This is a genomic window from Clostridioides sp. ES-S-0054-01, from assembly GCA_021561035.1.
GTDB lineage: Bacteria > Bacillota > Clostridia > Peptostreptococcales > Peptostreptococcaceae > Clostridioides.
The window spans coordinates 2252401-2278462 of sequence record CP067346.1; the positions used below are offsets into that span (position 1 = coordinate 2252401).

The 26062-nt window shown below is 28.2% G+C and carries 20 protein-coding genes; 6 read left to right on the forward strand and 14 right to left on the reverse strand.

Going from position 1 to position 26062, the window contains the following annotated elements:
• Positions 1-2: 2 nt before the first annotated feature.
• Together JJC02_10745 and JJC02_10750 are read right to left on the reverse strand one after the other, a co-directional pair.
• Positions 3-1676: a S8 family peptidase gene (locus JJC02_10745; GenBank protein UDN53382.1), complete on the reverse strand. Its 1674-nt coding sequence runs from the start codon at positions 1674-1676 to the stop codon at positions 3-5.
• A 9-nt stretch (positions 1677-1685) separates the two neighbouring features.
• Positions 1686-5081 (reverse strand): S8 family serine peptidase, encoded by a 3396-nt coding sequence (locus JJC02_10750; GenBank protein UDN53383.1) that lies wholly within the window; start codon positions 5079-5081, stop codon positions 1686-1688.
• Positions 5082-5575: 494 nt separating this feature from the next.
• Here JJC02_10750 and JJC02_10755 point away from each other — a divergent pair, with 494 nt between their 5' ends.
• Positions 5576-6670 carry an AI-2E family transporter gene (locus JJC02_10755; protein ID UDN53384.1) on the forward strand — a complete coding sequence of 365 codons (1095 nt, stop codon included), beginning with the start codon at positions 5576-5578 and terminating at the stop codon, positions 6668-6670.
• 151 nt (positions 6671-6821) lie between these two features.
• Complete coding sequence (locus tag JJC02_10760) at positions 6822-7178, forward strand: hypothetical protein (protein ID UDN53385.1); 357 nt, start codon at positions 6822-6824, stop codon at positions 7176-7178.
• A 92-nt stretch (positions 7179-7270) separates the two neighbouring features.
• Here the strand turns inward: JJC02_10760 and eam are convergent, their stop codons facing one another.
• Both eam and JJC02_10770 read right to left on the reverse strand, forming a co-directional pair.
• Complete coding sequence (gene eam / locus JJC02_10765; GenBank protein UDN53386.1) at positions 7271-8539, reverse strand: glutamate 2,3-aminomutase; 1269 nt, start codon at positions 8537-8539, stop codon at positions 7271-7273.
• A gap of 379 nt (positions 8540-8918) precedes the next feature.
• Positions 8919-10322: a PLP-dependent aminotransferase family protein gene (locus tag JJC02_10770; protein UDN53387.1), complete on the reverse strand. Its 1404-nt coding sequence runs from the start codon at positions 10320-10322 to the stop codon at positions 8919-8921.
• Between the two features lie 125 nt (positions 10323-10447).
• Between JJC02_10770 and JJC02_10775 the strand changes: the two genes are divergently transcribed.
• Complete coding sequence (locus JJC02_10775) at positions 10448-11005, forward strand: amino acid racemase (GenBank protein ID UDN53388.1); 558 nt, start codon at positions 10448-10450, stop codon at positions 11003-11005.
• 151 nt (positions 11006-11156) lie between these two features.
• Here JJC02_10775 and JJC02_10780 read toward each other — a convergent pair whose 3' ends face one another.
• Positions 11157-12692, reverse strand: a complete 1536-nt coding sequence (locus JJC02_10780; GenBank protein ID UDN53389.1) for a hypothetical protein — start codon at positions 12690-12692, stop codon at positions 11157-11159.
• A gap of 275 nt (positions 12693-12967) precedes the next feature.
• On the opposite strand from JJC02_10780, the gene JJC02_10785 reads away from it, so the two are divergent.
• Positions 12968-14017 carry a PTS sugar transporter subunit IIC gene (locus JJC02_10785; GenBank protein ID UDN53390.1) on the forward strand — a complete coding sequence of 350 codons (1050 nt, stop codon included), beginning with the start codon at positions 12968-12970 and terminating at the stop codon, positions 14015-14017.
• A gap of 49 nt (positions 14018-14066) precedes the next feature.
• On the opposite strand, the gene JJC02_10790 is transcribed toward JJC02_10785, so the two are convergent.
• Together JJC02_10790 and JJC02_10795 are read right to left on the reverse strand one after the other, a co-directional pair.
• Positions 14067-15101 carry a hypothetical protein gene (locus tag JJC02_10790; GenBank protein ID UDN53391.1) on the reverse strand — a complete coding sequence of 345 codons (1035 nt, stop codon included), beginning with the start codon at positions 15099-15101 and terminating at the stop codon, positions 14067-14069.
• Between the two features lie 17 nt (positions 15102-15118).
• On the reverse strand, positions 15119-15466 hold the full coding sequence (locus JJC02_10795) for a cupin domain-containing protein (protein ID UDN53392.1): 348 nt from the start codon (positions 15464-15466) through the stop codon (positions 15119-15121).
• A 256-nt stretch (positions 15467-15722) separates the two neighbouring features.
• Between JJC02_10795 and JJC02_10800 the strand changes: the two genes are divergently transcribed.
• Positions 15723-17105, forward strand: coding sequence for a peptide MFS transporter (locus JJC02_10800; protein ID UDN53393.1), 1383 nt, complete (start codon positions 15723-15725; stop codon positions 17103-17105).
• A gap of 176 nt (positions 17106-17281) precedes the next feature.
• Here JJC02_10800 and JJC02_10805 read toward each other — a convergent pair whose 3' ends face one another.
• The 5 genes from JJC02_10805 to JJC02_10825 form a co-directional block, all read right to left on the reverse strand.
• Complete coding sequence (locus tag JJC02_10805; protein UDN53394.1) at positions 17282-19075, reverse strand: aminopeptidase P family protein; 1794 nt, start codon at positions 19073-19075, stop codon at positions 17282-17284.
• Positions 19076-19305: 230 nt separating this feature from the next.
• On the reverse strand, positions 19306-20697 hold the full coding sequence (locus JJC02_10810; GenBank protein UDN53395.1) for a peptide MFS transporter: 1392 nt from the start codon (positions 20695-20697) through the stop codon (positions 19306-19308).
• A 447-nt stretch (positions 20698-21144) separates the two neighbouring features.
• Positions 21145-22287: a peptidylprolyl isomerase gene (locus JJC02_10815; protein ID UDN53396.1), complete on the reverse strand. Its 1143-nt coding sequence runs from the start codon at positions 22285-22287 to the stop codon at positions 21145-21147.
• Between the two features lie 110 nt (positions 22288-22397).
• Positions 22398-23561 carry a hypothetical protein gene (locus JJC02_10820; protein UDN53397.1) on the reverse strand — a complete coding sequence of 388 codons (1164 nt, stop codon included), beginning with the start codon at positions 23559-23561 and terminating at the stop codon, positions 22398-22400.
• 83 nt (positions 23562-23644) lie between these two features.
• Entirely contained in the window at positions 23645-24079 is a 435-nt protein-coding gene (locus tag JJC02_10825) for a hypothetical protein (protein UDN53398.1), read from the reverse strand.
• A gap of 266 nt (positions 24080-24345) precedes the next feature.
• Between JJC02_10825 and JJC02_10830 the strand changes: the two genes are divergently transcribed.
• Positions 24346-24723, forward strand: coding sequence for a PadR family transcriptional regulator (locus tag JJC02_10830; protein ID UDN53399.1), 378 nt, complete (start codon positions 24346-24348; stop codon positions 24721-24723).
• 62 nt (positions 24724-24785) lie between these two features.
• Here JJC02_10830 and JJC02_10835 read toward each other — a convergent pair whose 3' ends face one another.
• A complete protein-coding gene (locus tag JJC02_10835; protein UDN53400.1) occupies positions 24786-25697 on the reverse strand; it encodes a sigma-70 family RNA polymerase sigma factor in 912 nt (303 codons plus the stop codon).
• Positions 25698-25776: 79 nt separating this feature from the next.
• Complete coding sequence (locus JJC02_10840; GenBank protein ID UDN53401.1) at positions 25777-26037, reverse strand: hypothetical protein; 261 nt, start codon at positions 26035-26037, stop codon at positions 25777-25779.
• Positions 26038-26062 lie beyond the last annotated feature (25 nt).

The following is a 26062-nucleotide window of genomic DNA, read 5'->3' on the forward strand; positions in this document are numbered from 1 at the left end:
ATTTATAGAGTATTTGCTATCTGTTGAATTGTATTTTTTAAATTTAAAATTCCATATCCCTGTGATACATTTGGATATGTATATATATCAAGTTTTGTAGCTCCCAATATCAAATACGTTTTTAAAACTTGCGTAAAGAGTGCTAATCTCGGTATATTATCTTGTTTTTCTAAGTATTCCATTAATAAAGCTAAAACGCCAGTTACTATAGAACTACTCACTCCTGTACCTGTACATGTATTATATGTTCCATTTTTATATGTAGATATTATATCTACACCTGGAGCTACTATATCTGGCTTAATTCCTCTCCCTCTAATTGGTCCTTTTGAAGAACCAATCCACATACTATCAGTCTTATTATTAAATGCACCAACTGTAATTACATCATCACTAGCAGCATACATAGTTATCGTAGCTATTGAATCAGGGTCTAAAAATCTTGTATCTTGAGCTATCAAGTTTTTATTTGGCAAGTATATGTCATATCCTCCTCCGATTACAAGTTCTGAAGTTAATCTTAAAGTCCATACACCAGGCTTTATATCTCTTAATCTCATCTCCAGATTTTCTTTTCCAGAAGTAATATAAGGATAAATAAATCGCATTGCATAAGTAGTATTTTCTAAATTAAATTTTCCTCTATATATATAAAAATCTGGAGAATATCTTATATCATGACTGACTTCACCTGAAGGAGATATTATTTGTGCTCCTATTTTATCTGGGCCATTCGTATTTAAAGTTATATCAAGTGCATAGTCATCTCCATCTTGTATTATTACATCTTGAACCTCACCTACACGGCTAAAACTTCCAGAATAATGAATATCTGTATTCCCTTGATTTCCTGCACCACTCACTACTACTACACCAGCACTGCTCAATATATTAAATGTATCTAATATTGAGGTAGTTGCTACAGCACCTGACTTAACTCCAATGGTCAAATTTATTATCAGAGGCTTATTTTCTGTTCGTGCTATATTAGTAACATATGTTATAGCTGCTAAAAAATCTGAAACACTGTAATTTATCCTTCCAGCATAATAAGTACCAATATATGATTTTAATTTCACCACTATTAAATCTGATTCTGTAGCAATACCTCTATACTGTGAGTTTACTCTTCCATTTCCAACCAGTATACCGGAAGCTAAAGTTCCAGTTCCTATATTATCTTGACTTAAACTTCTATCATTTCTATTTATGGCTGTATTTAACTCACTTCTTGTAAATTCACTTCCAAAAATAAAACCTTCCGGAGGCGAATTTGTATTTGCTTCTTGGTCCCATAAATATAAAACTTTACTGGTTCCATCGGCATTTATAAAGTCAGGATGCAAATAATCTATACCAGAATCTATAACTGCCAATAAAATTCCTCTTCCTGTTATATCATTATATGGATTTTCATAGATATACTCAGTTTCAGCTGCTGTTGTAATAGTTTCTCCATTATCTACATTATTAGTTATATCAATTAGACTGCTCATTGGAGCAGATTCTTCCCACCAAGCAACTTGCAATATATTATTTAAAATAGTTTCATCAAAATCTATAGGTACATATATTACTGCAAGCTGACTATTTAAGACCATATACCTATTTATTCCATTTTCTTGAAGTGCAGTTTCTATATCACCTTGATAAATTATACAATAAGATTTTTCCATAAAACCCTCCTACCTTAAAACATCAAACATGCCTCTAACATCCAAAGCTCCATATCCAACGCTTGTGTTTGGATATACTGTATTTGAATCTTTTTTAGCTCCAGCTTGCAGAAATGTTTTTAGTTTTTGAACATATGCTTGATTTGGATATCTACCGTCAACAAAAGTATATTGAAAATACATTGCTGCTGCACCTGATACATGTGCACTTGCTGCTGCTGTCCCTGTTATGGTTGCATACCTATTTCCAGGGTAAGCTGCTATTATACTAACTCCTGGTGCTACTAAATCTGGCTTCAATCTATCTTCAATAGTTGGACCTCTTGATGAACTTTGCCATAAACTATTATTAATAGTATTATAGGCTCCTACAGTTATTAAATCATCCTGAACAGCAGGATAATTTATAGTATAAAAAGGATCAACCTGTCTAAATCTAGTTCCACTTTTTAAAAACACTCTGTTTGGCAGGTATAAATTGTATATTCCATTTATAATATAAACTCCAATTAACCTAACTTTCCATACTCCTCTTTTAGCATTTCTCAAAGTAATATTCGTAAACTGCTGACCTGAAAAAGTAGTTGGATATACATACGTTATAAAATACTCAGTTCCTTCTAAATCAAATAAACCTGTAATCCTATTATAACTTGATACACCAACACTTTTACTTTCCTCACCTGAAGGTGATATTATTATTACATCTGCCTTATCTGGCTTATTTAACCAAAGTTCTAATGATACTTCTTCTTCATCTTCATTTAACTCCAACTCAATATCAACAAAACCTGTGGGTGGTATCCTACCAGATGTATGTGTTTGAGTATTTCCCTCATTTCCTGCTCCTGCTATTAGACATAGCCCTCTAGTAAAAAATGCTTTTTCACTATTACTTCTATTAGTTAAACCAACCAAACTACTACTACCCAAAGATACATTTACAACTATTGGTCTTCCAAGTTCAAAAGCTTTTTTATATGCGTACTGAGATGCAGCAAACAACATTGCATTATTATAAAAACCATCTATCTTAGCAAGTTTTATTATTATAAGTTCAGCCTCTTCTGCTATACCTGCATATTCACTATTTACATTTCCAAGCCCTGCACATATACCACTTAACATAGTTCCTTGACCAACTTCATCTTGAGATAGACTAGGGTCATTATTTGCAATAGCTCTATTTATATCTTCTCGTGTATATTCTGTTCCAATATAAAAACCTTCTGGTGGATTTCCATCTTTTGTTTGGTCCCACAAATATAGTATTTTTGAAGTTCCATCTGGATAAATAAAATCTCTGTGTAAATAGTCTATTCCTGTATCTGCAATTGCTATAATGGTACCTCTACCCGTTATAGTAATATTTGGATTATTTTTAAAGAAATTTACACCTATTTCTTCTGTTGCAACTACACCTCCAAAAGTACCTTGATTAATCTCTCCAAGCAAAGACATTTTTATAGTTGATTCTGACCTTATAATTGATGGAAGTTCTAGTATCCTTTGTATACTATTGTAATCATCAGCATTTATAGGCAATATACCTAGAGAATCACTCAATTTAAAAAAATCAAAACCCATACCTAGAGCATTTAACTCACTTTCAAATTCAGGAGTATGAATTATATTTATTCCTGCCAAAGTCCCTGTTTGTCTCTTCATATACTCATGATAAAAACTCTCTTGTCTAATTTCATCTTTTGTGTTCGTATTGTAACCATCTATAGCTTTATAATTATTTTCTTCACCTTTAAATAACTTTTTAGTACTTCTATATTCAAGGTCTTCTGCTTCTAAGTCCTGATTTATACTAGATAGAGTGTATAAATCTATATCTGATAAATCTAAAAATCCAAAGCCTGATGAATTATTTGGATAAGATTGATTGCTCAATCTCCTTGCCCCTCTTAAAAGTAATGCTCTTAATTTCTGAGAATACAAAAACAAATCATTTCCATTTACAATTCCCCATTCCATAAACAAAGAACAAACTCCTGTGACATGAGGAGTAGCCATACTTGTTCCAGTTAATGCTCCACTTGTACCTCCTGGTAAAAAAGATATTATATTTTCACCTGGAGCTAATAAATCTGGTTTAAATACACCTAATTGTGTATCTCCTTCTCCAGAAAATATAGATACTATGTCTGTTCTTGAATTGAAACTACCCACTGTTATAACTCTACTTGCTGTCCCAGGAACTGTTACAGTAAGTTCTTGAGTAGGAATTAGAAACCTTGTATTTCTATTTAATCCTTCAGAAGTTGGTAAGTATATGTTTACATTACCAGTTACTATGTCTATTGGTTCAAATACAATTCTCCATAAACCAGGGGTTATCTGTGTATTTGAACTCAATTGTAAAGTAACTCTTCTTGTAAGAGAATATGGAGCTATAGGATAAAAATAACCTGTTATTCTGGTTTCCCCCAAAGTATTTCTTATTTCACCTGAAGTTAGAGAAATTGATTGTGTTTGATTATTTGATGGATTTACTAAATGTACACTAAAATCATCAACAAAATCTGGCCATATGTTTACATTTAATATACGTTCTCCTTCTCCAACTACAAACTCAACTTCCTCTGTAGTATTATTTTGAAGTCTAATCCTTTTATGACCACCTTTATCTGCGTTATTTCCAGCTGCTATAACTATATTGTTTTTCCAAAACAAACACATATCATCTATATATTGTTCAAATAAGGATGTTCCTCTATGTGAACCTTCATTACTTCCATAACTTATATTTAATGTAACAGGCATTCTTAATTCTAATGCTCTGTCTAAAATGAATTTAATTGCCCTCATAAACTCTGTACTTCTCGAAAAAACATCTGTCTGTATATTCCCTACTCTTACCACTATTATCCTAGCATCACTTGCAATGGTTGCACAAATGCCTCCAACGTGTGTACCATGTAAACTAGTTGTTGAAATCGGTATATACATATTTCCAGCTATAGCATTATTTATATCTTCATTAGTATACAATGTACCTTCTCTAAAACCTTCTGGTGGATTTCCTTGAATAGACTGGTCCCAATAATATAATATTTTAGACCTTCCATCACTATCTCTAAATACAGGTAGAGTATAATCTATACCCGAATCGATTATACCAATTATAGTTCCTTTTCCAGTTAAGCCAGTTCTATTTTTAAAACCTGTTATTCCTGTACTTGAAAAACTTTGTACATCCTGCGTTTGTAATATAAAAGGTTTTTCTATAAATTCAATTTCTGGATAAGTTAAAAGTGCATTTATATCTTCTTCATTACTTGATGTTATTATTGCATATGATGGATTAAGTATCTCTACTGATACACCTAATTCTTGTTCTAATCTCAATATATCTCCATTATATTTTACAATTAATTCATAATTTATTATAATCACCTCGATTTTTAAAATTATTATTAATGTATATGTTTTCTATAGTTCTAAAATGTATCAGAGTATATAATTTTTAAAGTTCAATCATGCAATTTATAATAGAGATATTTATAATAATACAGTATATTTGTATATCATTACTCTTAAAATTATATACCTAAATAAAATCACCTCTAAAATCTTTAAATTTTACATTTATTTGTCATAATTAAATGAAATGTATATTTTTAAAAACAATGAAAGATGGCTTTTTACTCAAAATTTATATTACAAAAAACTTACTTTAATAAAAAATATCACTTTTTTCAATTTAAGTTATAAGTAAACATAATGTACTTAATTTTTATCATAAATATAAAGCTTTCATGTATTTATAATTTTATATTAATCATACTATATTAATACTGCTTTTTATTGTATAATAAGCTATAAATATTAACTTGAACTTAAATTTAAGTATATCTAAATTTAACAAATATAAGAAAGGTTGTGTCATTTTGCAAGATAAAAAAATTTATTTAAATATTGTATTTACTGTAGTTGTTTCATATATCTTGATTAAGCTTATCGATAACTACAAATATTTCTTTGGGGTGATAAGTCTATTAATGTCACTACTAACACCATTTATAATAGCATTTATACTAGCATATATATTCAATCCACTAGTAAAACTTTTGGAAAGTAAACTAAACTTTAAGAGAATACATTCGTTACTCCTTACTTATGGTGTACTCATAATCATACTAGTATCTTTTATATTATTTACAGTACCATCCATAGTAAACAGTTTGGCTGATTTAGTAACTCAAGTTCCTACATATATAGATAAAACAGAGCAGTTTTTATTTGATTTAGGTAAAAGTTTACAATCAGTAGACCCTAATACATTAAAAGAATACGGTGACAAAATTATGAGCGTAATGCCTAAGTTTAGTAACTTACTTATTGGCTCACTTGGTGGGATATTCAGTACTACTTTTTCTGTAGGAAAATTTATAGTACAATTTCTTTTAGGCTTTATAATTTGTTTCTATATATTATTAGAAAAAGAAAAGTTCTTACTATTTACAAAGAAAGTAATTTACATTTCTTTAGGTAAAAAATATGGAGATTTTATAATAGAATTGTGCCAGAGTTTGAACTTAAATATTGGTAAGTACTTTACAGGTAAAATTCTAGATTCTTTTATCGTTGGATTACTTTCTGGAATTGGTCTTTACTTTTTGAAATCTGAATATGCACTATTATTTGGTACACTTATGGGTATCATGAATATGGTTCCATATTTTGGTCCAGTAATAGGTATGGCACCAGTTGTAATAATCAATTTATTCTATAATCCAACAACTGCTTTAACTTCTTTGATTTATTTAATAATAATTCAACAAGTTGAAGTTACATTTATAGAACCAAAAATTGTAGGTGGACAACTAGGTCTTAGCCCATTTTTTACAATACTAGCAGTTACTGTTGGTGGAGGATTCTTTGGTATACCTGGTATGATTCTATCCGCTCCTGTAATGGGTGTCATAAAGATATATTTCTGTGAATTTGTAAATCGTAGACATGATAAAATACAAATGGAATAAAAACATAATTTAATTACGATTTTGTAATCAAAGGTTACAGCTGTGTAACTGTAATATTATTCTCTTTAATGGTAATATTTAATTATAGGAAACATACAATATTATTAAGTAATGAATCTTATATAATTAAAATACGAAAGAGGGTTTTAGTATGAAAAAAGCACTTATATCTTTATTAGTTTTATCTTGTTTGTTATTAACTGCACCAGTAAATGAATCTTCTTATGCCGATTCTCAAAAGAATGTTCCTGTAAACCAAAATACTAAATTGACTCAAGAACAAGCTAAAGAACTTTTAGTAAAATACAACAATAAAGTTGATTACATATATCAAGGAAATGCTAGCAACTTTGAAGCATTAAAAGCTAAAAATCTTAATGGTTATGTATTTTTACCAGATGCAGATGGTGACATTGGTTACTTTATAAATGAAAATACTTCTGAGATATATTACTTCCACCCAAGTGGATATCTTGAATTAGTTAATCAACAACAAAATAATAAATAACTAATAAAAAATGGATGCAAATTTGGTATAAATTTGTCATCCATTTTGTTTTTATTTTAAAGTTGTTTCTTTTTCCACACTTTAACTATTTTTTAATCCTGTGCCTGCTCTTTTATAAGTTTCTTTATATCTACAGCAGGTTCATCTTCCATTTTTATAACTTTACCTTCCCATGTTCTAAGCATAACATAATCTGTTCCTTTTGATACAAGATACTGTGGAAGCAAAGGAGTCTTTCCTCCTCCTTTTGGAGCATTCACTATATATGTTGGTATCGCCATTCCTGATGTATATCCTCTTAAATACTCCATGATTTCAAGACCATCATCCACTGATGTATTGAAATGTTTTGTTCCCTTTACATGTTTACTTTGGAATATATAATAAGGTTTTACTCTTATTTTTAATAATTCTTGATTCAAGCATCTCATTACAAACTTATCATTATTTATACCATTTAATAATACTGCTTGATTTCCTAATGGAATTCCTGCATTTGCTAGTTTTTCACACGCTTCCTTAGATTCTTTAGTTATTTCCATTGGATGATTAAAATGCGTATTTATATATATAGGATGATATTTTTTTAGCATATTACAAAATTCATCTGTGATTCTTTGTGGCATTGTAACAAGAGTTCTAGTTCCTAATCTAACATAATCAATATGTGGTATTTCTTTAAGTTGACTAAGAATCCATTCTAAATAATCATCTTTTAATGTAAGAGCATCTCCTCCTGTCACTAGCACATCTCTTATTTCTTCATTTTCTCTAATATAGTCTATAGATTCTTGGATAATAGCTTTTGACTTATGAGAATCTTGTTGCCCAATATTTCTTCTTCTTTGACAGTGTCTACAGTACATAGCACACTCATTTGTTACATTTATTATTAATCTATCTGGGTATCTTCTAGTTATACATCCAGCTGGATTAGTGTACTCTTCTCCCATGGGGTCTAAGTCATCTTGTTCATCTTCCAGTTCTATATGTGTTGGTATGGACAGTAATTTTATTGGGTCACATATATCTTCTGGGTCTATCAAACTCAAATAATATGGAGATATTGCCCATCTAAATTGAGTACCGACCTCTTTTATATATTCTTTTTCTTTTTTAGTTAGAGTTATAATCTTTGATAAAGTATCTACATCTGTTATTCTATTTGATAATTGCCATTTATAGTTATTCCAATCTTCTTCTGTTCCATTTAGTATACCTAATATTTTCTGTTTTCGTTTATTTATCTCTTCTTCTTTTTCAAGACCTCTGTTAATCGTTTTTCTAGCCTGAATATAATCATCAATTTTTGATTTTAGTTCAGCAGCTCTCTCTAAGGATATTCTAGTTTGTTCATTCATAATTTTTTGCTATCAACATTAATTACTTATATCATTTGATAGCATCCTCCTTTCTGAAATATTTATATCATTCTGATAGGCAGATTTAATTTTGCCATATAGATTTTGTAACAAATGAAATTAAATCAATTTTTGCATTTTTTCTATTATTTTATGCATTTGTGAAAACTTTTACGCTTTCGTCAATAAATTACAATATATTATGCATTTTTTTTAACAAATGATTAATTTTTTCTATTTTTAAGAATTATTTTATCATAAAACGATTATGTTTTCAAGATTATTCAAGTTAAAACTTTAATAGAAATTAAAGTATTTTATTAAATAATAAAAGCGGAGGTTTATTATAATAAATTTCTCCGCTTTTTTATTTATTTAATTAAATCATAGTGAAATAGCTCTGACTCTTAAGAAGTGACTTTATTATATTCAGCCCTTTTTCCAATTCCTCTACATCTTTTGGAGCTGTTACACAAATACGAACTGCTTTTGGTACAGTAGAATTTCCTACTGAAAAACGTTCGGCACAGTATACTTGAACTCCTAGTTTTTTTGCACATATTTCAAATGACTTTCCATCTAATTCATCAGGAAGAAGTAACCAACGAAAACTACAATTTTTATCACCAATTAAATTATAGTCTGATAAAATTTTATCAGCAACTTTATTTCTTTCTACAATAGCATCTTTTTTCTCTTCTATAATTTTATCTATAATAGGAGAATACAGTAAACGGTGTACTATTTCTGCAGTAAATGGAGAAACCATTAGATTCATATTATATAGTGCCTTTTCTAAGTTTTCTATATAGTGTTTTGGAGCAACTACAAATGCTATTCTAAGACCAGCACATAAAAACTTAGATGTACTAAAAATATATACAGTATTGTTGCTAGCTAAAGAAAATATAGGGGTTTGTATATTAGGTCTAAGAATACTATTTATTGCATCTTCAATAATTATTATATTATACTTCTTTGCTATCTCTGCTATTTTTTTGCGAGACAAATTAGACATAGAATGTGTTGTTGGGTTATGATAGTCTGGTATAAGATATATACCTTTTATATTTTCATTTTTACAATAACTTTCAAGAGATTCAATTGACATTTCATTATTTTCCTGTGGAATTGGAATCAATTGAATGCCTATCATTTTAGCTATTGATTTAATTCCAGAAAAACTCAAAGAATCTGTAGCAATCCTATCACCAGCTTTAAATAGTCCCAGTAAAGTTGCACATATAGCATTCTGTCCTCCTGTAGATAGTATTATATTTTCTTCACTAGTATATACATTATTTCTTTCTATCCATTTTGCAATTGATTTTTTTTGCATATATGTACCAGAAGGAGACATGTATTGCAAAAATCTATCCATTTCTGGCTGTTTTAATACATTTTTAATAAAATCAATAATATATGTATTTTGTTCGTATGGAGGGTGTACTGTACCTAGTTCAATTATATCTTTTGATTCTGTTTGATATAACAATGTATTACTTACATTTACATCAGAAGAAATGAAAGTTCCTTTTCCCACTTTTGCACATATTAACCCTTTTTCTTCACAAAGCTTAAATGCACGTGTTATTGTACTTAAATTTAAATCCAGAAAATCTGCTAATTCTCGTTGTGGTGGTAACTTATCTCCAGGATTTAAATTTCCCATTTTAATATCTTCTTCCAATAACATTGCCAAAGTTTTATATATCGGTGGTTTTCGATTATTTAATTTTGGTTTCCATGTCATAGGATAGTTTTCAAATGAATTTATTGGCATATAATTACTCCTTTTAATATAATTGTCCTCCATACAATTTTATTATTGTATGCTTATATTTTAAATGCTATACTTGTATTTGTAAATAGCTATTTCAAAATAAACAGAATAAGAGAGGTATAAATATGAAGACTATAGGCTTAATTGGTGGTATGAGTTGGGAAAGTACCATTACATATTACCAGGTTATTAATACAGTAATAAAAGAAAGATTAGGTGGACTACATTCTTCTAAATGTATACTTTACAGTGTAGATTTTCAAGAAATTGAAGAATGCCAGTCTAGTGGAAATTGGGAAAAAAGTGCTAAAATTCTATCTGATGCTGCAATTAAATTACAAGGTGCAGGGGCAGATTTTATTGTTATATGTACTAATACTATGCATAAGGTAGCAGATAAAATACAAGAAAATATACATATTCCATTACTAAACATAGCAAATGTAACTGCTGAAGTATTGAAAGAAAAAGGAGTAAAAAAAGTAGCTTTATTGAGTACTAAATATACAATGGAACAAGATTTTTATAAAAAGATAATTATTAATAATGGGATTGAGGTTTTAATTCCAAATGAAGAGGACCGTATAATAGTAAACAATACAATATTTCAAAATGACACTTCTATCCCACTGTTTGATACAACCCTAATATATGCAATAGAAGCTGCATTAAAGTCAATTTAAAACGATATTAATAATAAAAAATACTTTTTAAACTGAAAATTTGAAACCCCTATATAAATAAGGATAGTATGATTCTCCTCATACTATCCTCTTTTTTAGGTTTAATTTTCCAATAAATCACAAAATTGATACTCTTAATTTGTGCACAAATCTATCTTACATTTATAACATCACTATTTTGAGAGTTTTTTCCATCCGAATTTGCAACAACATAAATATCTAGATTTAAATCTCCTTCAGGAATACTTATAGTATGCTCATTACCTTGTATATCACTTTGATATAAAGTAAATTCTCCTTCTCCATTAGTATTATTTTTCACATATATACTGTAAGTACAATCCTTATGAGATACACTACTCCAGTTAACTCTAATAACATTATTATCTCTATCAACATTAGCCGATATATTTTCAACTTTCATATCTTGAATATTATTATCATTATTTGAGCTTCCATTTCCATTATTAATATTTATTATATTACTTGGTTTAGTTGTGTCTGAATCCTTTTTACCTACAACATAAATATCAAAATCTACATTTTGATTATCCTTCATATCTACTTCTATAGTAGCATATACCTTTTGTGATTTTCCCAAATCACTTTCATTTATAGTTATAGATTTAAATTTCTTAAATGATTCTCCTGACAATTTGTCTTTAAGATATATATCATAATCAAAGACACCTTTCATATAATCCCACTCAAGTTTAATAATGACTTTATTATTTACTATTTTATGCGAACCAACTAAATTTTGTATATAGTCATTAGTTATAGTTTCTTTGACTACTGTTACTGTTATTATTTTAGATTTATCTCCACAAGTTATCCTTACTCTATCTTTACCTTCTCTAAGTCCTACTACATTTCCATCACTACCTAGACTTATTGCTCTTTCTACAGGTAATTTTGAATCTACTAACTCATAATATATTTTTGGTGGTTCTAAACCAGGTGGAGAAGTTATTATATCTGGTTTTAGTTTTTCATTTTGGTCAACCTCTATTTTTATATCATTCATATTTATTTCAGCAACTCTAGCTTGAATTCTAAAGGTTCTCTCAACTTCTTTATTTCCACACTTAGCATATATTGTGGCCTTCCCAACTCCAACTGCACTTACTTTATTTCCTTTGATTTTTAAAACATTTTCATTACTGCTCTTATAAATTGGTTTATATGATTTTTTAAACTTATCATAATCAACTTCTACTGTGCTTTCTATAGTAGCACTATCACCAACATGTCTTAAATCTCCATTAATCTCCATATCTAGTGACTCTACCTTTGGGTCTACTACTTTTATGGTAGCCTTTTTTAATACTCTTGAATTTTTCATAATACCCACAGAAGAATACCCAACCTTTAATGCTGTCATCTTATTTCCATCTATTTTCAAAGTTCCTGAATTATCCAACACATTAAACCAAATATTTGGCTCTTTAGCATATGAAGGAACCTTAATATATTCACCAGTAGACAAAGTAACTGTTTCATTTAATTTTACTACATATTTATCTATATCTTTAACATATTCCCCATCTACAATTTCGATTTCTACTCCCTTTACCATTGGTCTAAGTATTCCAAATTTAAAAAGGTAGTACTGCGCAACAAGCAATATAGGAATAGATATAATTATGGCAATTTTTCTGTATTTCTTATTTTCTACAAATCTCATCTATCCACTTCCTTTTAGCCTAATATATAATCATTTGTTTTGTAAGCAATCTACCTAAGTTAAATATTGGGATAAACTGGAAAATTATTATATTTCAGAATATCCCTATATTAATTATAAACCATAAATTTAAAATTTAAAACTAAAATTACTGTTAATTTCTTACTATTACAATAGTCTAATTTTAGTGAAACAACATTTGTCTTGTCAGCTGAAAAGTTATATAATTAATTCAAAAGAAATTTATACTTATATTATATGAGGAGGATTTTGAATTGGAAATCAATTACAAAAAAAGAAATTTCAAGTCATTTGTTAAAAGAAAAAACATTGAAATTTCTGTTCAAAGGTATCTTATTGATGCACTAAGTTATATGGCACTTGGTCTTTTTTCTTCCCTTTTAATTGGAACAATTTTTAATACATTAGGAGATAACTTCAATATTTCTCTTTTTACTGAAGTTATAAGTCCTATTGCTAAACAAGTTACAGGTCCAGCCATAGCAGTGGCTATTGCATATGGACTTCAAGCACCTCCTCTTGTACTATTTTCTTGTGCACTTGTTGGAGCTTGTGGTAACGAATTAGGAGGACCTGTTGGAGCATTTATTGCTACACTTTTTGCAGTAGAAGTTGGAAAATTGGTTTCAAAAGAAACAAAAGTAGATATATTGGTTACACCTGCTGTAACAATACTAATTGGAGTGCTTGTAGCTGAGTTTATTGGTCCAGCTGTTTCAGCATTTATGACTTCATTTGGAAATATAATAATGCAAGCTACAACTATGCAACCTATAATAATGGGAGCTCTAGTCTCTGCACTTGTTGGAATAGCTCTTACATTACCTATTAGTAGTGCAGCTATTTGTATGGTGCTAAGTTTGGGTGGTCTTGCTGGTGGAGCAGCAACTGTAGGTTGTTGCTGTCAAATGATAGGTTTTGCTGTTATGAGCTTTAGAGAAAATGGAGTTGGTGGTCTTGTGGCACAAGGTCTTGGTACCTCTATGTTACAAGTCCCTAATATAATAAAAAATTGGAAAATTTGGATACCACCGACGGTAGCTTCAATATTACTTGGACCATTATCTACAACAATATTCAAAATGGAAAATATCCCTATTGGTTCTGGTATGGGTACTTGTGGATTGGTTGGACAATTTGGAACAGTGACTGCTATGCAAAGTGCTGGAAAAGGAGGTATATCTATGTGGGTTGGTATATTTTTACTTAACTTTATACTTCCTGCTATTGTAACTTTGTTGATTTCAAAATTTATGAGAAAAAAAGGTTTAATAAAGCCAGAAGATTTAAAACTAGATGTATAAATTAAAAACTACTCCTTTTACTTATATAAAAGTAAGGAGTAGTTTTTTTTTATGAAAATTCCAACATTTTTTTTAATAACCAATCCATAGAACCTTTGACTTCATTCCAAATCACTATGTTTTCATCATAGTAATATACAGCTTCTGCCTTTTCTTCTTCTGTAACAAATTCTCTACCAAAAGCATTTCGCCAGTCTAATAAATACAATCCAACATACTTATTTTTACTTCTAGCAATCTTAATAGAATCATTTGCCAAAAACATACTTTTATTTTTAAAGTAATAAAGAGCTTTACTGTACATCCATGTAGCAGATTTTTCTTCTTTATAAAGTTCAAATAATTTATTTATTGAAGTCCTATCATTTAATCTAATTAATATATTTAATAATTTATATCTTATTCCTTGCTCATCACTAGGATTAATTTCTATTAAATATTCCAATACTTTTTTGGATTCCTTTAAATTATTAATACTTTCTAATTTCCTAGCAAGAGATTCAAGTGCTATCATATAGGCTCTAGTAGATAAACCTTTCCAAAATCCAAGTTCTTTATCTTCTTTAGTAATCATACTTTTTCCTATATTTACAGCTTCCTCCATATACCTAATTGATTCAATATCACTATTAGCATCTTGTGATAACTTAATATATCTTTTATACAATATTTTCTTCTTTTCTAAATCTAAATCTATAGACTTTGACTTAGAATTCGTCTCTTTTACCCAAAATTCTACATTAGAAATAGCTATAGTATCTTGATTTAAAAAGTCAATACTACAAGCATCCTTTATCAAAGACGATTTATTATTTATAGTGTTTAAAGAAACACCTATTTGTTTTGAAAATTCTTTTTTTGTTATATGTAGCGGATGCTTCTTATTATACAAAAGATTTTGCTCTAAAACTATATTTAGTATAGCTGAAGACCATATATCAGCTCTAGAAGAATAAATTATCTCTTTATTATTATCTAAAAGGTTTTGCAAAATCTTAAAACTTATATCTTTGTATTCTTGATTTAAATTGGAGTTGCAAAATCTATTTATCTTGTCCCTAATTTCTTCTATCTTGCCTGTCATGACTCTTCCTCCATATTTTACATATATAAAACTAGTGCTACAAACTCAAGTTCTTCTTCTCCTATATTCTCTATAGAATGTTTTTCACCATCAGCTGTATACACTACATCACCCTCATTTACTTCTACAAATTCCCCATTGTCAAATACTTTACCTCTTCCCTTTAGTATATAATATACTTCAAAATCTGTTGTATGGTCATGCACACCAATTGAACTTCCTACTGGTAAAGCTATTCTTTTAAATAATCTTCCTTTTCCCTTAAGCTCTTCATTTTTTACTATGTTTTCAAGCTTAACCTTTCCAATACCACCATTTAAATTTTCTTTTACTTCTACTTGTAATTCAGATTTTTTTCTTATCATAGCTCATCTCACCTGCCAAACAATCAATTGAACTGCTAAATTGGCATATCCTTTCCATAATATGTTTGTATTTTAATATAATAATAACATATATTATCATAAAAAAATATTACTGAATATACAAAAATGATACTATTTTTACATATATTTCGACTTAATTAAATTATCTCATAAGTTGACGTCCCTATGAAAAAAACATATACTCATATAGTATGGTAAAATTTTGTTAAATTATTTATCTGGAGGTTCTCGACATATGTCAGTTTTAAAAACTCAAGAAAAACTTAAACAACCTAAAGATTTATATTTCTGCTGTTCAATATTCACTTTTGTGGGACTTGCATACTATGGTATGAAATTGGTATTATTATTATTTTTAGCTGAACAAGTCTCCAAAGGTGGTTTAGGGTTAACACCAGCAGAATCCGCATCAATGCTTGCATCTTTTTTAGCATGGACTTATTTCTCTCCAGTTATTGGTGGATGGGTCAGTGACAGATTTCTAGGTCCTAAAAACTGTATCATACTTGGAATGATAATGGTTTCAATTGGTTATTTTTTAGGATACATAGCAAATAGTAAGATGGATATAAACATTATGATATTCTTATCTGGATTAGGAATAGGTTTTTATAAAGGAAACTTACATACTCTGGTTGGAAATTTATATACCAATGATGACCCAAGAAAAGATGGAGCTTTCTCTATTACATATATGGCTACTAATCTAGGTACTTTATTTGGACCTTTAATATGTGGTTTAGTTGCTAATGAATGGTTAGCTGTAAAAAGTGGAGCATCTATAAGCATGTATGGGTATAGATATGTATTCTTATTTTCATCAATTACAGTTCTAATAGGTTTATTCTTCTTTGTATTTGGTAATAAAAAGTTTTATAAACCTTTAAATAATGAATCCAGTAATGGGAGAGAATCTATAAAAAAATCACTGGAATATAAGAAAATGCTCGCTTCAAAGCCATTAACTTTGATTGAGAAAAAAAGAATAATAGTAATATTGGTATTAGCTTTCTTTACAGTATTTTTTTGGATAGCATATAACCAAGCCTCTATGTCTATTGCACTCTATACAAAGGAACACATAAATCTTACTGTTGGCAATTTTCAAATCCCTACTTCATGGATAGATTCATACAATGGTCTCCTTTGTGTCATTCTTGGACCTATATCTGCTCTAGTATGGGTAAAATTATCTCAAACTAAAAAAGGTGATTTAAGTGTACCTAAAAAGATGAGCTTAGGTTTTATACTATTGGCTATAGCATTTTTATTTATGATAGTAGCAGTTATACAGACAGGAACAGACCCTAATTCAATTCATAAGGCAAGTGTATTTTGGGTAGTTGGATTTTTAACATTCCAAAGTATAGGAGAAATTTGCTTTTCTCCAGTTGGATATGGCATGGTGAATAAACTTTCTCCTGAAAAGTATATTTCATTCCTAATGGGTGTTTGGTTTTTAGGTAAATTTGCAGCAAATAAATTGTCTGGTTATACTCAAGCTATTATAGACCAACTTGGTATGTTACAAGTATTCATAGTGATACCATCATTTTTATTGATATTTGGATTTATACTACTTACAATGAATAAAAAATTAGTAGAATTATCAAATTAAAATTTTTTCTAAACTTAATAAAAAATATAATAAAAGGGGCTATCTCAAAATAGAGATAAGCTTCTTTTTCATTGTTGAAATGATAAAAATATATTTTATTTCATACAAAAGAGTGTGCCTCATAAACTAAAAAGTTCATTTTGAGACACACTCTTTTTATTATATCCAGTTACAAACTATATAGCTCTAGTATAAACTTTTAACCATTCTCTTTCTTCATCAGTTAAGAAAGGAGATATTTTATCATAAACTAGTTTATGATACCAGTTTAAATAATCTTTTTCATCTTGATTCATTAATTCTGGAACTATACCATCTAAGTCAATAGGAGCTAATGTAACAACTTCAAATTCCATAAATTGACCATAGAAATTCTTTTCAGCTTTTCTAACTACGATTTCATTCTCTGTTCTTATACCATGAGAACCTTCTATATATATACCTGGTTCATTAGTAGTTACCATTCCTTCTTCAAGAACTGCACTATCAAATCTTTCAGGTACTACTCTCCATCTAAATCCATTTGGAGCTTCGTGAACATTTAACACAAATCCTATACCGTGTCCAGTTCCACATTGATAATCAATTCCCATATTCCACATACAACTTCTAGATAATATGTCTAAGTTATATCCTCTACAACCATGCAAAAACTTAACTTTAGAAAGATTTATCATTCCTCTTGCTACAGAAGTAAAGTGTAGTTTTAATTCATCACTTATAGGTCCTAAAACTGTAGTTCTAGTTATATCAGTAGTTCCATCATAATATTGTCCACCTGAATCCACCAAAAATAATCCTTCTGCTTCTAATTTATAATTTGACTCTGGAGTTGCACTATAGTGCATCATTGCAGCATGTTCTTTATACGCAGCAATTGTGTTGAAACTTGGCTCAAAGAAACCTTCTTGCTCTCTTCTTAAGTCCTCTAATTTTTGAGTAGCACTTATCTCAGTGATTTCCATTTTACCTACATTTTTCTTTAACCAGTACATAAATTTAGTGAAAGCTACACCATCTTTTACATGTGAATTTCTTATGTTTTCTAATTCTATCTCATTTTTTTGAGCTTTAAAGAACATTACTGGGTTGAATCCATCAACCTTCTCAACTTCACAAGGTATATTATTGTAAATTGTATAGCTAAGCTTAGTTCCATCCACTAAAACTTTTTCAGCTTTGTCTATATTTTTTACAAACTCATACACATCATTATATGGCTTTATTTGAACATTTTCTTTAGCTAGTTCATTTAATATTTCTTCATTTAATTTGCTTTCATCAACAAACAGATATACTTCTTTTAAAGTTATTACTGCATAAGAAAGTACAACCGGATTATATTTAACATCTCCACCTCTTATGTTAAATAGCCATGCTATATCATCAAGAGTAGTTATTACATGAGTAGAAGTACCTTTTTCACTCATTTTTTCTCTTAATCTAGCTAACTTTGAGCTAAAACTTTCTCCACAGTATTTAACATCCAATAAAAACGCTTTACTATCCGATAAAGCAGGTCTATCTGTCCATATACTATCTATTAAATCATATTGATATTCTATCTTTATACCTTTTTTAGATAATTTTTCAGCTAATGTAGCTCCTTCTCTAGCAGATATAACTCTACCATCAAAGCCTAAAGTTCCACCTTCAGGAATATTTGTATACAAATATTCATCTGTAGTTGGGCAACCTTCTTGCCCCATTTTGAATAATTTTATTGTACTTCCTTCTAGTTGAGACTCTGCCTGTATAAAATATCTTCCATCTGTCCACAATCCAGCTTCATCTTTAGTAACAATAACTGTACCAGCTGAACCATTAAATCCTGATATAAATTCTCTTGATTTGAAGTAATCTCCTACATATTCACTTTGATGATTATCAGAAGATGGAATCATGTAGGCATCTATATTTTTTTCTTCCATAAGTCTTCTTAATTCACTTAATCTATCTTTTATATTCACAACAAGACCTCCTTAAAATAATAAAATAACTAAATATATAAGTATGTAAAACTTATTACATAAATATTTTTCATATAATTTATATAAATCTTATATACTCTAATTTTAATAATTATAATTTTAATTATAATATCTATCTACATAAAGCTTTTTTCATAATTAAATAGGAAATTACATTTTATTTTATATTTAAATGTAATTTCCTTATATTTATACTAATTCAACATGAATTATTCTTCTTTTGTTAGTAAATCCATAGCCATTAATTTTGTTAATATATTTCTTATTCCCAATAATATTAAGCCAAATATTATTAAGATAACTGCTATTCCTCCAAATATCTGTAGAAAACCAAGTGTGGCTGTAAAACCAGCAATCTTTCCTGATAATAAGCTTGCAAAAAAACTTGTTAGATACCATGCTCCCATAGATAATGTAGCATACTTAGCTGGAGCTAATTTATTAAACATCGCAAGTCCTATAGGAGATAAGAATAATTCACCTACTGTTGTAAATATATAAGTCAGCACTATAAACAATATACTAGCCTTTACCATTCCATCTGGACCATTAGATAATGTAGCAAATACCATAACTATAAAACCAACACCCATTATTATCATTCCTAATCCCATTTTAACTGGAATAGAGAAATCACCTCTTTTTGTATTAGATAATTTAACCCATAGGGCAGCTAATACTGGGCATAAAGCAACACATAATATAGCATTTAGTGATGTAAGCCATGCTACTGGCATTTCAAATCCAAATAGAGTTCTATTTACATTATCCCTTACATAAATCATAAACGAACTTTGTGTTTGATAGTATGCTGTCCAGAATAAGACCACAAATAAAAATAAAACAACCATTGCTATTATCCTATTTTTCTCCAACTTAGTAAGTGGTCCATACTCAATTTTTTCACCTTTATTGCCTTTAGTCACAGGATATTTTCCAACTTCATTTAATAATTTTGGTGCAAAAAGTGTAAATATAACCATACCTAACATCATACCTATACCACAGATTAAAAATGCCATCTTATATCCATAAGATACTATATCTCCACTTGCTCCCCTTACTGCAAATATATTGTCAGAAAGTAATCCACATATTATTGGAGCTATAAATGCACCTACATTTACTGCCATATAGAATAAACTGTATGCTGCATCTTTTCTTGACACATCAGTTTTAGGGTATATATCCCCAACTATATTTGAACAACTTGATTTAAAAAAACCATTTCCTAAAATGATTATTGATAGGCCTACCCAAACCATTGAAATAGATGTAGATGAAGCAAATAATACGAAGTCACCTATTGCTATTAAAAGTGCACCTATAGAAATACATTTTTGTTGACCTAAAACTTTATCTGCTAGCCAACCACCAACTAATGGTGTAAGATATATAAGACCTGTAAATAATCCATACATAGATGTCGCTTCTTGAGTAGAAAGACCTAAACCACCTTGAGCTACACTTGCTGTAAAAAATAATACCAATAAAGCTGTTAAACCATAATAACTAAATCTTTCCCATAAAATTGTCATGCAAATAAGCCAAAAACTCTTCGGATGACCACCTTTTTTAGATACGCTTTCTGTATTTGACATAAAAAAACGCCCCCCTTATTGTTTTTATAATTAAATTTAGTACTAAAATTGCTTTAATCATTTTAGTACATACTTATAATATCATCTTTCTTATGTTTACTCAATAGGTTATCAACAGTATTTTCATTTCTTTATTATATTTTTTAAAATTATGAAAAATATTATTTTTTTAGTATCTTCAGTCAAAAATGTTAATATACATATATTTAAACCATATCTTAAACCTTTAATTCTTTTTGCTTATTTTTTTAATTTTTATTTAAATAATTCAAATTTAAAATATTTTTTATTAACGTTTTTTTGCATGTTATTTCTTTATCAATTCATATATATAAATGGATTTTACTACAAAATAATAAAAGCTATTTTAGACTCTCTATTTTGAGAGCAAAAATAGCTTTTATCCATATAGCAAATTTTTCTTTTTTTTTAATAAATTGATTTCATCTATTCTTTAGCTTTCATTTGATATTTATCCGTAATTTTAACATTATACTTTTCTTTTAGATTTTGTATAAGTAGGTTTTGTTTTTCTGATGTTAGACTACTTACTAAATCGGATTTTATCTCTTCAAATGATTGATATTTTTCATCGGTTTTCTTAATTATATGATATCCATAATCACTTTCTACAAGTTTGTTAGATGTTTCTCCTTTTTTCAATGCAAATGCTGCTTTTTCAAAAGATTCCACCATCTGACCTTTACCAAAGAAACCTAAATCTCCACCTGATTCTGCACTACTATCTTCAGAATATTTTTTGGCTAGAGTAGCAAAATCTTCCCCAGCTTGGGCTTTTTTAAGTATTTCCTCAGCTTCTTTCTTAAGTTCAGCTTTTTTACTATCACTAACTTGTTTACCTTTATCATTAACAGTTTTTATTAAGATATGTGAGGCTCTAACTTGTAAATAATTGCTCTTGTTTTTATTATAATAACTCTCTGCTTCTTTATCAGTAACTTTTGCTTTTTCATTTAAATATTTTGATGCTACTAGTTCTTTTTTCATATCATCTTTTATATATTTTTCAGTCAAATCAAACTGTTTTAAAAACTCTTCTTTAGTCATCCCCATTGCAGATTCTATACTAGTCATTAAATTATTATACTGAGCATCCAATTCGTCATCAGTTATACTTATTTTCTCTTTTGCTGCTTCAGAGGATAATATATCAGATGTAATCATAGTCTCAATCATATTTGATTCATATGAACGTATTTCATCATCAGTCATAGTAGTTTTTGCATTTAAATAAAATAATGGCTCCATTCTCTTTCTTAACATTTCACCTGTTATTTTTTTATCCCCAATAGTAGCCACTACTTCATTGCTATTATAGCGTTTTGAAGTAGCAGGCAATTTTCTTCCAGCTTCTTTGCCAAAAATATAACCTCCACCTAAACATATAGCTCCTACTGCAACAATTGCTATAACTGCTTTAAGTGTTTTGTTATTTAGTTTTACCTCTCTTTTTTTAATTTTGTTATCAGTATTCTTTTCATCTGACACATCATCTTTTTTAGAACTTACATTATCTGATTTTTTAATTTCATCTAATGGATTTTCTTTTGGATTTTTTTCTTCAGACATTAATATCCTCCTTAATTTTGATTGTACAATACTTCACTTTTATTATTTTACATTAAAATAATATTAAATGTGTGAATCAGAAATGAAACTCTCATGAATTTAAAATGAAGTTAAATATTTCTCAAACTATATCTTATAAAATTTCTTCCTACTTTTGTATCTCCATACTTTAACATCTGTATAACTTCATTTTTTTCTTTTTGTAAATAAATAGAACATTCTTCTAAAGACTTAAATATCTCTAATACTTCACCTTTTTTATTTACTAGTTCAATCTTTTTCTTTCCACCTCTTTTGATTATAGACTTATATTTTTTAAAATATTCATCATATTCTACGTCAATACATTCAAATTTATAATTCATTTTTAATGCTTCAATTTTATCATTGGTCAAAATTTCATTTCTCTTTTTATCAGAAAGTCTTGTACTAAATATTTTATCATTGAGAATATTAAATATCTCAGATGGAGATTTATTATTTTCTAAATAGCTCCATTCATTTTTACAGTACTCTTCCACATTTAACACTTTACTTAAATAGTTTATTGCATCTCCAAAGTAATCCATATATCCATATTTTAAATTTTCTCTTATATATCCTAATGGTATTTTAAGGGTTTTACTACACTGTATATGAGTATCGAAAATCTGCTCTTCTTTAGTATACAAGTTTATTGCTTTTATACTTTTACCCCTTTTTATTTTTATTTCTTTTATATAATCTAAATCTTCTTCTGTTAAGTATTCACTCGTTTCTTTTATCTGTTTTTCTTCAAATTTTTTTAAATCTGCTTCTTTATTTTCAATCGACACTTCTTTTTTATGTATACTCATCTTTTCTTCAGTAATAAATATTTCTTTTTCATATAATTCTATAGTTTCTTCATTAATTAATAAATCTTTATCTATTATTTTTTCTACTATATCTTCATCATCTATGTATTTATCAATCATTACTGTTTCCATTTTATTCAATGTTTTATTATCAGCATTAATATTTATTTCTTTTATATATGAATTCTCGCTTTTATTACAACATGCTATATCTTTATTAACTAGCATTTTGTCATCTTCATTATATAGGAATGTTTCTTGTTCTAAAACTTTATCTTCTTTATTTACAATTCCTTTTTTATCAATTAATATCTTTTCTTCTTCAATAAACTCTTCTTTATATAATCCTTCTCCATTTTTTAATATTATTTCACCTTCTTCTTTTGCTTCATCAACTTTTTGTCTTTTTTTCATAATACCAAATAACTTTTTTAACACTCAATGTTCCTCCTAATACTTTCTATACTCTTTATATTGCCATATAAAATATTACTTTGTCAAAATTCTTATTTAGTATATAGCTACTTAATATTATTTTCTTGATAGTTTTTTGCTAAATCAGTTTTCCACATAATGTAATCTATGGCTATACCAAGTGCAAGCATTATTCTTCTTATTGATAAATTTTCTATGTCAAAATCTTCATCAATAACTTTTCCACAATCAACTTTTGGCATAATAGCCTCCATAATCTTGTTTAAAACCATGTCTTTTGCTTCATCACATTCCTTCGAAAAATGTTCTTCATTATCACATAATGATTGTGCTAAAATAACTAATAATTTTCCTACAATTAAAAAACCATGTTTTAAACTAAAGTTTTCATTATTATTAATTTCATCATAAATCTTATTTATAAAATTATCTACTATATTAGTAACAATTTTGTTGTCTTCTTCATTTATCTTTTTTATTTGTTCTAAAATAGTTTCTTCTTGTATATTTGTATTACACATATTTATTCACCATTCCTTTATTTAAAATTTTATTTATAGCATAAAAGTAAATATCTTATAACTTATTAATTGTTGTTTGCGACTGTTTGATGTTATATAATAATAATCAAGTACATGTAAAAATTATATAAAATATATAAGCCAAAATTCATAGTGTAGATTCAATTATATTATTCAAATACATAATGTAAATTATTTATCATGTAAATTGTCTATTAATAACTCTATCAGAATTTATAAAAATAATATTTAAAAGGAGAAAACATATGAAATATTCGACAATGGGTATGAAAGCGGTAAATACAAAAGAAAATGACAATAAATTTTCTAGTGGCATATTTTTAGAGCTGTACACGTTAAATTTAATGATAAAAAAAGACGGTTGTGTTTATGGAAAGGAAGTTACAGATTATATAGGTAGTTTTAATTTATCTTGGAAACCTAGCAATGGAACTATGTATCCAATAATAGAAAAAATGCTTACAAAAGGTCTTATTGAAGTTGCAACTAAAAAAGAACGTAAAAAACTCTATAAGATAACTGAAAAAGGAAGAATCTACTACAATGAAAGGTCTACAGACTTTAAACAGATGCTAATAGAATCAGCAAATTTTTATAATACTATTGCAAATGAATTAGAATAATCCTCAATAAGACCACTCTTCAAGTTGTTAGAGTGGTCTAAATTTCATAGCAGTAATAATTCTCATTCACTTAAGCAATTAATCAATCTAACAGCTTTTTTCAATTTAGATTTTGCACAAGCTCTTTTTTTATTTATTGTACCTCTGCAAAACCCAAACATCTCTGCTATTTCTGAATCAGTATTATCCTCCATATACCACATTACTAGTATCCGTCTTTCAAATATTGTAAGATTTTTAAATATATTAGAGCATGTAATTCCATTAATCCAATTATTATTTAAAAATTCATCATCATATATATTTATAACCATATCTTTTTCAATTATTGCAATCGACAACTGTAGATTATAAAAAAGCTCGACATAATCGAGCACTTCGTCTATTTCTTTTTGTGCATTTTTATCACAAATAGTTTCTTCTATAGGTAATTGTTGGTCAGAATCATATATCTTACATATTTTTTTCTGATAATACAGACCTCTTGCTATTGGGTCTTTAGATAATTTTTCTAAATGTCTAAAAACATAATAATGAAAATTTCTCTTGATATAATTGTGAAAAGACGGCTTTGTATCTTTATATTTATGGCACATCGATAAAAAAATAGCACATATCTCCTGTTGTATGTCTTCTTTATCATTATTTGAAAATATACCAACTATTTTTGCAACAGTCTTATCTGCAACCCTTTGACCATGACCATTAACAAAATATGAATTTAATTTCAATCGTTCATTTTCTTCTTCTACAAATAATTTAATAAAACTTCTTATTGAGTAATCTTCTATAGAATATTGTCCATACACTATTAAAGAAATATACTTATTTAACATTGTTCTAAACGAATTAATTAGTTCTTGTGCTGCATCTTTTGAACCAGCTTGTAATTCATATACCAAATCATGTATTTTTTGATATTCACTCATTCCATACTTTTGCAAATTATTTTTATAAGTTATTTTTTTCTTCATATTATATACCTTCTTAGCATTATATTATTACTTCTTATCTATTAAGATTATAAAACTATACATTTATATAAGAAAATATTTACTTAAATAAACATTTTCTTTCATTAAGTAGACCAGGAACTGATTTATCTGCTAGTTTATCTATGTATTCAAAGCATTTTGGATGTATATGCCACTTAAATTCTCTCTTTCTTTTATATTCATCTATAGAAAAGTGTTCTGGCATTATTGGCTTATTACATATTTGACATATCATTATCTCTCCTTTTTCTGGTGGCTTTGGGACGCTATTTTCTCTTGTGACATAATTATCTATATCTTTATAAATAGTAAAATTCATATTAATCCTCCCATGAATTTAATAA